General features: G+C 54.7%; 8 protein-coding genes. All 8 read left to right on the top strand.

The window, feature by feature from the left end; genetic code table 11:
* A partial coding sequence (locus RT340_RS18125) for an FAD-binding protein (protein ID WP_313377427.1) occupies window positions 1-1,322 on the top strand: 1,322 nt, incomplete at its 5' end.
* A 14-nt stretch (window positions 1,323-1,336) separates the two neighbouring features.
* A complete protein-coding gene (locus RT340_RS18120; protein ID WP_034829149.1) occupies window positions 1,337-2,053 on the top strand; it encodes a succinate dehydrogenase iron-sulfur subunit in 717 nt (238 codons plus the stop codon).
* 209 nt (window positions 2,054-2,262) lie between these two features.
* Complete coding sequence (gene sucA, locus RT340_RS18115) at window positions 2,263-5,070, top strand: 2-oxoglutarate dehydrogenase E1 component (protein WP_160832598.1); 2,808 nt, start codon at window positions 2,263-2,265, stop codon at window positions 5,068-5,070.
* 15 nt (window positions 5,071-5,085) lie between these two features.
* Window positions 5,086-6,306 carry a 2-oxoglutarate dehydrogenase complex dihydrolipoyllysine-residue succinyltransferase gene (gene odhB, locus RT340_RS18110; protein ID WP_034829152.1) on the top strand — a complete coding sequence of 407 codons (1,221 nt, stop codon included), beginning with the start codon at window positions 5,086-5,088 and terminating at the stop codon, window positions 6,304-6,306.
* 61 nt (window positions 6,307-6,367) lie between these two features.
* Window positions 6,368-7,534 (top strand): ADP-forming succinate--CoA ligase subunit beta, encoded by a 1,167-nt coding sequence (gene sucC, locus RT340_RS18105; RefSeq protein ID WP_097117414.1) that lies wholly within the window; start codon window positions 6,368-6,370, stop codon window positions 7,532-7,534.
* Window positions 7,534-8,409, top strand: a complete 876-nt coding sequence (gene sucD, locus RT340_RS18100; protein WP_034829155.1) for a succinate--CoA ligase subunit alpha — start codon at window positions 7,534-7,536, stop codon at window positions 8,407-8,409. Before sucC ends, sucD begins: the two co-directional genes overlap by 1 nt.
* A gap of 702 nt (window positions 8,410-9,111) precedes the next feature.
* Window positions 9,112-10,683: a cytochrome ubiquinol oxidase subunit I gene (gene cydA, locus RT340_RS18095; protein WP_313377426.1), complete on the top strand. Its 1,572-nt coding sequence runs from the start codon at window positions 9,112-9,114 to the stop codon at window positions 10,681-10,683.
* Window positions 10,684-10,694: 11 nt separating this feature from the next.
* Window positions 10,695-11,427: cytochrome d ubiquinol oxidase subunit II (cydB, locus tag RT340_RS18090; protein ID WP_313377425.1), on the top strand; the 733-nt coding region annotated here is incomplete at its 3' end.

The raw sequence follows: 11,427 nt of genomic DNA, 5'->3' as shown, positions 1-11,427 counted from the left end.
TGTATCAGCAGAACCTGAAAAACAAAACCACCATCTTCTCCGAATGGTATGCGCTGGATCTGGTGAAAAATGAAGACGGTGCGATTGTCGGCTGTACCGCTATCTGCATGGAAACCGGTGAAACCGTTTACTTCAAAGCGAAAGCGACCATTCTGGCAACGGGCGGTGCAGGCCGTATTTACCAGTCCACTACTAACGCGCACATCAACACCGGTGACGGCGTAGGTATGGCGCTGCGTGCCGGTGTGCCGGTGCAGGATATGGAAATGTGGCAGTTCCACCCAACCGGTATCGCCGGTGCGGGTGTGCTGGTCACTGAAGGTTGCCGTGGTGAAGGTGGATACCTGCTGAACAAACACGGCGAACGCTTCATGGAGCGTTATGCGCCAAACGCCAAAGACCTGGCAGGTCGTGACGTGGTCGCACGCTCCATGATGGTGGAAATTCGTGAAGGCCGTGGTTGTGACGGTCCATGGGGCCCGCACATCAAGCTGAAACTCGATCATCTGGGCGCAGAAGTTTTGGAATCGCGTCTGCCGGGTATCCTTGAGCTGTCGCGTACCTTTGCGCACGTCGATCCGGTTAAAGAGCCGATTCCGGTTATTCCAACCTGCCACTACATGATGGGCGGCGTGCCGACCAAAGTGACCGGTCAGGCGCTGCGCGTGAACGAGCAGGGTGAAGACGAAGTGATTCCGGGCCTGTTCGCGGTAGGCGAAATTGCTTGTGTATCAGTACACGGCGCTAACCGTCTCGGCGGTAACTCGTTGCTCGACCTGGTGGTATTTGGCCGCGCGGCGGGTGTGCACCTGCTGGAGTGTCTGGAAGAGCAGGGTGAACTGCGCGAAGCCACGCAGGAAAACATTGATGCCGCCATGGCGCGCTTCAACCGCTGGGAAAACAACACCACGGGTGAAGATCCGGTTGAAATCCGTAAAGCGTTGCAGCGTTGCATGCAGAACAACTTCTCGGTATTCCGCGAAGGTGATGCGATGCGTGAAGGTCTGGAAGAGCTGAAAGTGATTCGTGAACGTCTGAAGTCAGCGCGTCTTGATGACCGTTCGCCAGATTTCAACACCCAACGTATCGAGTGCCTTGAGCTGGATAACCTGATGGAAACCGCGTACGCCACGGCGGTCGCTGCAAACTTCCGTACCGAAAGCCGTGGCGCACACAGCCGCTTCGACTACCCGGAACGTGATGATGCTAACTGGCTGTGTCACAGCCTCTATGTTCCGCAAACGGAAAGCATGACGCGCCGTGAGGTGAACATGCAACCGAAACTGCGTGCGGCCTTCCCGCCGAAAGCGCGTACCTACTAATTGCGGAGATCATCATGAGACTCGAATTTTCTATCTATCGTTACAACCCGGAAGTCGATGACAAACCGCGTATGCAGGAATACACGCTGGAGTCAGAAGACGGTCGTGACATGATGTTGCTGGACGCGCTGATCCGTTTGAAAGAGAAGGACCCGACGCTGGCCTTCCGTCGCTCATGCCGTGAAGGGGTGTGCGGTTCTGACGGCCTCAACATGAACGGTAAAAATGGTCTGGCCTGCATCACGCCAGTCTCCGCGCTGGGTAATGGCACGAAGAAAATTGTTATCCGTCCACTGCCTGGTTTGCCGGTGATCCGCGACCTCGTCGTTGATATGGGACAATTCTATACGCAGTATGAGAAGATTAAGCCTTTCCTGTTGAATAATGGGGAAAATCCGCCAGCACGCGAGCATCTGCAGACCCCGGCAGACCGTGAGCACCTGGATGGATTGTACGAGTGTATTCTGTGCGCTTGCTGCTCAACCTCGTGCCCATCGTTCTGGTGGAACCCGGACAAGTTCATCGGTCCGGCAGGTTTGTTAGCCGCTTACCGTTTCCTGATCGACAGCCGCGATACCGAAACCGATGCGCGTCTGGACAATCTGAACGATGCTTTCAGTGTATTCCGCTGTCACAGCATCATGAACTGTGTGAGCGTGTGCCCGAAAGGACTAAACCCGACGCGCGCTATCGGCCATATTAAGTCGATGCTGCTGCAACGCGGGGCGTAACACACTGAAGTCACTGTCCGGGAACTTAAGGTTCCCGGCAGTTTACGGAAGCCTTTATAAGCGCGGTACTGACCACGCTTATAAAGGTTCCCTTACGGGCCAGGCGCCGGTTGCGCACAGGTTCGTATCGCTGAACTCACTACGGCAAGCCGCGAAAGCGGCAACAAATGAAACCTCATAAAAAGCAGATTAATGCTTAAGGGATCACAATGCAGAACAGCGCGATGAAACCCTGGCTGGACTCCTCCTGGCTGGCCGGCGCGAACCAATCCTACATAGAGCAACTCTATGAGGATTTCCTGACCGATCCTGACTCAGTTGATGAAATGTGGCGCGAGCTGTTCCAACAGCTGCCCGGCACTGGCGTGAAACCTGAGCAGTTTCACTCCACCACGCGTGATTACTTCCGCCGCCTGGCAAAAGATGCGACCCGCTACACATCCTCAGTCACCGATCCGGCTACTAATTCCAAACAGGTTAAAGTGTTGCAGCTGATCAATGCGTTCCGCTTCCGCGGCCATCAGCACGCTAACCTCGATCCGCTCGGCCTTTGGAAACAGGATCGGGTGGCGGATCTTGACCCTTCTTATCACGATCTCACCGACGCCGATTTTCAGGAAAGCTTTAACGTAGGTTCCTTTGCCATTGGTAAAGAGACCATGAAGCTGGCTGATCTGTTCGCGGCGCTGCAGCAGACCTATTGTGGCTCGATTGGTGCAGAGTACATGCACATCAACAACACCGATGAGAAACGCTGGATTCAGCAGCGTCTGGAATCGGTGGTCGGCCATGCGTCATTCAGCAGCGACGAGAAAAAAGGTTTCCTGAAAGAGCTGACCGCGGCTGAAGGTCTGGAAAAATACCTCGGTGCGAAATTCCCGGGTGCAAAACGCTTTTCACTGGAAGGCGGTGATGCACTGGTGCCGATGCTGCGCGAAATGATTCGCCATGCAGGCAAAAGCGGTACGCGTGAAGTGGTTCTCGGGATGGCGCACCGTGGTCGTCTCAACGTCCTGATCAACGTACTGGGTAAAAAGCCACAGGATCTGTTTGACGAATTCTCCGGCAAACACAAAGAGCACCTCGGCACCGGCGACGTGAAGTACCACATGGGCTTCTCGTCTGACGTTGAAACCGAAGGTGGTTTAGTGCACCTGGCGCTGGCGTTTAACCCGTCACACCTCGAAATCGTAAGCCCAGTGGTCATGGGTTCGGTGCGAGCACGTCTGGATCGTCTGGCTGAGCCAAGCAGCAACAAAGTTCTGCCGATCACCATCCACGGTGATGCGGCGGTGATCGGCCAGGGCGTGGTGCAGGAAACCCTGAACATGTCTGCGGCGCGCGGTTACGAAGTGGGCGGTACCGTTCGCATCGTGATTAACAACCAGGTAGGTTTCACCACCTCGAACCCGAAAGATGCGCGTTCAACGCCTTACTGCACCGACATCGGCAAGATGGTGCTGGCGCCAATCTTCCACGTGAATGCGGACGATCCAGAAGCGGTGGCCTTCGTGACTCGCCTGGCGCTGGATTATCGCAACACCTTTAAACGCGACGTGTTTATCGATCTGGTGTGCTACCGCCGTCACGGCCATAACGAAGCGGATGAGCCAAGTGCAACCCAGCCGCTGATGTACCAGAAAATCAAGAAACATCCAACGCCACGTAAGATCTACGCCGATCAGCTGGAAAGCGAAGGTGTGGCGACGTTAGAAGATGCGACTGAACTGGTCAATCTCTACCGTGATGCGTTGGATGAAGGCGAATGCGTGGTGCCAGAATGGCGTCCGATGAGCCTGCACTCCTTCACATGGTCGCCGTACCTGAACCACGAGTGGGATGAAAACTATCCTGCCACGGTTGAGTACAAACGCCTGCAAGAGTTGGCGCGCCGCATCAGCAGCGTACCGGAAGCCGTCGAAGTGCAGTCGCGCGTGGCGAAGATTTACAATGACCGTAAAGAAATGGCGGAAGGCAACAAGCCATTTGACTGGGGCGGCGCGGAAAACCTGGCGTACGCGACCTTGGTTGATGAAGGCATTCCTGTTCGTCTGTCGGGTGAAGACTCCGGCCGCGGCACCTTCTTCCACCGTCATGCGGTGATCCACAACCAAACCAACGGCTCAACCTATACCCCGCTGCACCATGTCCATAACGGCCAGGGGCAGTTCAAGGTCTGGGATTCCGTGCTGTCAGAAGAAGCGGTACTGGCCTTTGAATACGGCTATGCCACCGCAGAACCGCGCGTGCTGACCATTTGGGAAGCGCAGTTCGGTGACTTCGCCAACGGTGCTCAGGTGGTGATCGACCAGTTCATCAGCTCCGGCGAGCAGAAGTGGGGCCGTATGTGTGGCCTCGTGATGCTGCTGCCACACGGTTATGAAGGTCAGGGGCCAGAGCACTCCTCTGCGCGTCTGGAGCGCTATCTGCAACTCTGTGCTGAACAGAACATGCAGGTATGCGTGCCATCAACGCCAGCACAGGTTTACCACATGCTGCGCCGCCAAGCGCTGCGCGGTATGCGCCGTCCGCTGATTGTGATGTCACCGAAATCGCTGTTGCGCCATCCACTGGCGGTCTCCAGCCTGGAAGAGCTGGCCAATGGCAGCTTCCAACCGGCGATTGGCGAGATTGACGATCTGGATCCGAAACAAGTGAAACGCGTGGTGATGTGTTCCGGTAAGGTTTATTACGATCTGCTGGAACAGCGTCGCAAGAATGAGCAGACCGATGTTGCCATCGTGCGTATCGAACAGCTCTATCCGTTCCCGCACAAAGTAGTGCAGGACGTATTGAAAAATTATGCGCATGTGCAGGATTTCGTCTGGTGTCAGGAAGAGCCACTGAACCAGGGCGCATGGTATTGCAGTCAGCATCATTTCCGCGAAGTGGTTCCCTTCGGTGCGTCACTGCGTTACGCAGGTCGTCCGGCTTCTGCTTCACCAGCCGTGGGCTACATGTCCGTACATCAACAACAGCAGCAAGACCTGGTTAACGACGCGCTGAACCTTGGTTAATTAAAAGGAAAGAAAATGAGTAGCGTAGAAATTCTGGTTCCCGATTTGCCTGAATCCGTAGCGGATGCAACGGTTGCAACCTGGCACAAAAAACCCGGCGATGCGGTCAGTCGCGATGAAGTACTGGTTGAGATTGAAACGGACAAAGTTGTGCTTGAAGTGCCTGCTTCAGCAGACGGTGTACTGGAAGCGATTCTGGAAGACGAAGGCGCTACGGTGCTCTCGCGCCAGCTGTTAGGCCGCCTGGTGGAAGGCAACAGCGGTGGTAAAGAGACCTCTGCGAAAGTAGAAACGAAAGAAGCGACACCAGAACAGCGTAAAACCGCGTCTCTGGAAGAAGAGAGCAACGATGCGCTGAGCCCAGCGGTTCGTCGCCTGATCGCTGAAAACAACCTCGACGCGAGCCAGATTAAAGGCACCGGTGTGGGTGGTCGTCTGACGCGTGAAGATGTTGAGAAGCATGTCGCGAAGAAAGCTGACGGCGCGAAAGCGGCGCCTGCAGCAGCGGCCGCGGCACCACAGGCTGCTGTGGCTAACCGCAGCGAAAAACGCGTACCAATGACGCGTCTGCGTAAGCGTGTGGCTGAGCGTCTGCTGGAAGCGAAGAACAGCACCGCGATGCTGACCACCTTCAACGAAATCAACATGAAGCCGATCATGGATTTGCGTAAGCAGTACGGCGACGCGTTTGAGAAACGTCACGGTGTGCGTCTGGGCTTCATGTCCTTCTACATCAAAGCGGTGGTTGAAGCCCTGAAACGCTATCCAGAAGTGAACGCTTCTATCGATGGCGAAGATGTGGTTTACCACAACTACTTCGACGTCAGCATCGCGGTGTCTACGCCGCGCGGCCTGGTAACCCCAGTGCTGAAAGATGTTGATGCGCTGAGCATGGCTGACATCGAGAAGAAAATTAAAGAACTGGCGGTGAAAGGCCGTGACGGTAAGCTGACGGTTGACGAGCTGACCGGCGGTAACTTCACCATCACCAACGGCGGTGTGTTCGGTTCCCTGATGTCTACGCCGATCATCAACCCACCGCAGAGCGCGATTCTGGGCATGCACGCGATCAAAGAGCGCCCGATGGCGGTCAATGGTCAGGTTGTGATCCTGCCAATGATGTATCTGGCACTCTCTTATGACCACCGTCTGATCGATGGTCGCGAATCCGTGGGCTATCTGGTCGCGGTGAAAGAGATGCTGGAAGATCCGGCGCGTCTGCTGCTGGACGTCTAATTTTCGCCGGGCGCATCGCACAACGGTGCGCCCAAACTCATATCTGAATGGATAGAACATCATGAACTTACATGAATACCAGGCGAAGCAGTTGTTTGCTCGCTATGGCATGCCAGCTCCAACTGGTTACGCCTGCGCTACGCCACGTGAAGCAGAAGAAGCCGCCTCTAAAATTGGCGCAGGTCCGTGGGTAGTAAAATGTCAGGTACATGCCGGTGGCCGCGGTAAAGCGGGTGGCGTGAAAGTGGTGAACAGCAAGGAAGATATCCGTGCATTTGCTGAGCATTGGTTGGGCAAGCGTCTGGTGACCTACCAAACTGATGCTGATGGCCAGCCGGTAAACCAGATTCTGGTTGAAGCCGCGACTGACATCGACCAGGAACTCTATCTGGGTGCGGTGGTTGACCGTGCTACCCGTCGCGTGATCTTCATGGCTTCCACCGAAGGCGGCGTGGAAATCGAGAAAGTGGCGGAAGAAACCCCGCACCTGATCCACAAAATGGCATTGGATCCGCTGGCCGGACCTCAGCCATACCAGGGTCGTGAGTTGGCGTTCAAACTGGGCCTGTCCGGTAAGCAAGTTAGCCAGTTCACCAAAATCTTCATGGGTCTGGCGACCATGTTCCTGGAACGCGATCTGGCGATGGTTGAGATCAACCCGCTGGTGATCACCAAGCAGGGCGACCTGATCTGCCTCGATGGCAAACTGGGCGCCGACGGTAACGCACTGTTCCGTCAGCCTGAGCTGCGTGAAATGCGCGATCCAAGCCAGGAAGATCCACGTGAAGCACATGCAACACAGTGGGAACTGAACTACGTTGCGCTGGATGGCAACATCGGCTGTATGGTGAACGGTGCCGGTCTGGCAATGGGTACCATGGACATCGTGAAACACCACGGTGGCCAGCCAGCTAACTTCCTTGATGTCGGCGGCGGCGCGACCAAAGAGCGCGTAACCGAAGCCTTCAAAATCATCCTGTCTGACGATGCCGTTAAAGCGGTATTCGTTAACATCTTCGGCGGCATCGTGCGTTGCGACCTGATCGCAGACGGCATCATCGGTGCAGTTGCAGAAGTGGGTGTGAACGTGCCAGTAGTGGTACGTCTGGAAGGTAACAACGCCGAGCTGGGCGCGCAGAAACTGGCCGACAGCGGTCTGAACATCATTGCAGCAACCAGCCTGACAGACGCTGCGCAGCGTGTTGTTGCTGCCGCGGAGGGTAAATAATGTCCATTCTTATCGACAAAAACACCAAAGTCATTTGCCAGGGTTTCACCGGTGGCCAGGGGACTTTCCACTCTGAGCAGGCTTTGGCCTATGGTACGCAACTGGTTGGCGGTGTCACGCCAGGCAAAGGCGGCACCACACATCTCGGTCTGCCAGTGTTCAACACCGTGCGTGAAGCAGTAGAAGCCACTGGCGCCACTGCTACCGTGATCTACGTTCCAGCCCCGTTCTGCAAAGACGGTATCCTGGAAGCCATCGACGCAGGCATCAAACTGATCATCACCATCACCGAAGGTATCCCAACGCTGGATATGCTGACCGTGAAAGTGAAGCTGGATGAAGCTGGCGTGCGCATGATTGGCCCGAACTGCCCAGGTGTGATCACCCCAGGCGAATGTAAGATCGGTATCATGCCAGGTCACATTCACCAGCCAGGTCGCGTAGGTATCGTGTCTCGTTCAGGCACCCTGACCTATGAAGCGGTTAAGCAGACCACTGACATCGGCTATGGCCAGTCAACCTGCGTCGGTATCGGTGGTGACCCGATCCCAGGTTCAAACTTCATCGATATCCTGAAAATGTTCCAGGATGACCCACAGACCGAAGTGATCGTCATGATCGGTGAGATCGGTGGTAGCGCGGAAGAAGAAGCCGCAGCCTTCATTAAAGAGCACGTGACCAAGCCGGTTGTCGGCTACATCGCGGGTGTAACTGCACCGAAAGGCAAACGTATGGGCCACGCAGGCGCCATCATTGCTGGTGGTAAAGGCACCGCTGACGAGAAATTCGCCGCGCTGGAAGCGGCCGGTGTGAAAACCGTACGCAGCCTGGCTGACATTGGCGACGCCGTTAAAGCCGTTCTGCCAATCAAATAAGTCATCACTGTTGATGTGCATGAAGCCACCTTCGGGTGGCTTTTTTTATGTCTGGAAGAGAGGGATAGCCAGTGGCCACAGCGCCCTGTGCAGAGGCACACAAAAAGCAGGGAAAAACCGTAACGGAGATAAAATCTGCGGCTATGCTTACTGAGTTGGTAAGGTAAAGATAGGAAAATGTGCGTGATCTCACAGGGGAAATTAAACCTGAGTATCCGGTATTAACGTTAAAAAAATACGGGAGAAGTAATTATTTCCTTAATTGCATCACGCGTTCATGACAACTAATTAACAACAACGCTAACACTACATATCTGAAAAATTATTGTCTTAATCCAGATCAATAAAGCGTGAGATATAACAAACTTTACTGCTGGCATCACGCACGACAAACGGTATAAATTGCGCTGCATCAATTCAGTCTTTTCCGCGAATTTTCAGGAGTTTGAGCCAGGCGTTGTTAGCGCAATTCTGCCGCCTTCTTGCATCACACTCCTGCTCGAAACAGATTGAAGCGATCGGTTTTTCGGGAAATTTTCACCACTGTTACTCACTCATTTCGGGCTACAGATTTCTCTGTTCTGTCAGTAATAAAACTGGAATCAATAATCAGTCGTTCCTGGATCTTATTCTGCACGTCAATGTTCGCTGTTTACCGTTGTCAGCCGCAGAGTAAATTCATGCGAGGAGCAAGGAGTCATCATGTTAGATATTGTCGAGCTGTCGCGTTTACAGTTTGCCCTGACGGCGATGTACCATTTCCTGTTCGTCCCCTTAACGCTGGGTATGGCGTTTTTGTTGGCGATCATGGAAACCGTATATGTCCTGACGGGTAAGCAAATTTATAAAGACATGACCAAGTTCTGGGGCAAGTTGTTTGGTATCAACTTTGCGCTGGGTGTCGCAACCGGTCTCACCATGGAGTTTCAGTTCGGGACCAACTGGTCATATTACTCCCACTACGTCGGCGATATCTTTGGTGCGCCGCTCGCCATTGAAGGCTTGATGGCGTTCTTCCTTGAATCCACCTTTGTTGGTCTGTTCTTCTTCGGTTGGGATCGCCTTGGCAAAGTCCAGCACCTGGCGGTAACCTGGCTGGTGGCGCTCGGTTCTAACATGTCTGCGCTGTGGATTCTGGTTGCGAACGGTTGGATGCAAAACCCGATCGCTTCTGAATTCAATTTCGAAACCATGCGCATGGAGATGGTGAGCTTCCCCGAGCTGGTGCTCAACCCGGTTGCGCAGGTGAAATTTGTCCACACTGTGGCGGCAGGTTACACCGCTGGCGCGATGTTCGTGCTGGGTATCAGTGCCTGGTATCTGCTGAAAGGCCGCGATGTGGCTTTCGCTAAGCGCTCATTCGGTATTGCAGCCAGCTTTGGCATGGCCGCGATTCTGTCCGTTATCGTGCTGGGTGATGAATCCGGTTACGAAATGGGTGACGTGCAGAAAACCAAACTGGCGGCAATTGAAGCCGAGTGGGAAACGCAGCCTGCACCTGCGGCCTTCACGCTGTTTGGTATTCCCGATCAGGATTCGCAGGAGAACAAGTACGCGATTCAAATCCCGTATTTGCTCGGGCTGATCGCGACGCGATCGGTGGATACACCGGTCACCGGTCTGAAAGATCTGCTGTCGCAACATGAAGTGCGTATCCGCAACGGCATGAAAGCCTACGCGTTGCTGAATGAACTGCGCGCGGGCAGCAAAGATCCTGCGGTGCGTAGCCAGTTCGAAGCCAGCAAACAGGATCTCGGTTATGGCTTGCTGCTGAAGCGCTACACCCCGGATGTGGCGAATGCGACTGAAGCGCAGATTCAGAAAGCGACACAGGATTCGATTCCACGTGTGGCACCGCTCTATTTCGCCTTCCGCATCATGGTGCTGTGTGGCGTGCTGCTGCTGGGCATTATCGCTCTGTCATTCCTAAGCGTGATTCGTAACCGCATTGGCAAGAGCCGCTGGCTGCTTAAGGCGGCACTGTACGGTATTCCGCTGCCATGGATTGCCATTGAATCGGGCTGGTTTGTTGCTGAGTACGGTCGTCAGCCTTGGGCGATTGGTGAAGTGTTGCCAACCGCCGTAGCGAACTCCTCACTGACCGTTGGCGACCTGCTGTTCTCAATGATTCTGATTTGCGGTCTCTACACCATTTTCCTGGTGGCGGAAATGTACCTGATGTTCAAGTTCGCCCGTCTGGGACCCAGCAGCCTGAAGACTGGCCGCTACCATCATGAGACCGTGAAAGCGGCTGCTCAGCCCGTTCGTGGATAAGGAGAGCAACCATGTTTGATTATGAAGTATTGCGCTTTGTCTGGTGGTTGCTGATTGGCGTGCTGCTAATTGGCTTTGCGGTTACCGACGGGTTTGATATGGGGGTCGGTATGCTGACGCGCATCCTTGGCCGTACCGATACCGAACGACGTATCATGATTAACAGCATCGCCCCGCACTGGGACGGCAACCAGGTATGGCTGATCACCGCGGGTGGCGCGCTGTTTGCTGCCTGGCCGATGGTCTACGCTGCGGCGTTTTCCGGCTTCTATGTGGCGATGATTCTGGTACTGGCTTCCTTGTTCTTCCGTCCGGTGGGTTTTGACTACCGTTCGAAGATTGAGGACATGCGCTGGCGCAACACCTGGGACTGGGGCATTTTCATCGGCAGCTTTGTACCACCACTGGTGATTGGCGTGGCCTTCGGCAACTTGCTGCAGGGCGTACCTTTCCATGCGGATGAGTATCTGCGTCTGTTCTACACCGGTAACTTCTTCCAGTTACTCAATCCGTTTGGCTTGCTGGCGGGTGTGATCAGCGTCGCGATGATCCTGACACAGGGTGCGACCTATCTGCAGATGCGTACCAACGGCGATCTGCACCTGCGAGCGCGCGGCACCGCGCAAATCAGTGCGCTGGTGATGATGGTGTGCTTCGTATTAGCCGGTGTGTGGGTGAAATACGGAATTGATGGCTATGTGGTGAAAAGCGTCATCGATCATCACGCTGCATCCAACCCGCTGG

This window comes from Pantoea sp. CTOTU50773, assembly GCF_032082325.1.
GTDB classification, from domain to species: Bacteria; Pseudomonadota; Gammaproteobacteria; order Enterobacterales; family Enterobacteriaceae; genus Pantoea; species Pantoea communis.
Note: the sequence above shows the minus strand (reverse complement) of the source record. Positions and strands in the feature narration are given on the sequence as shown.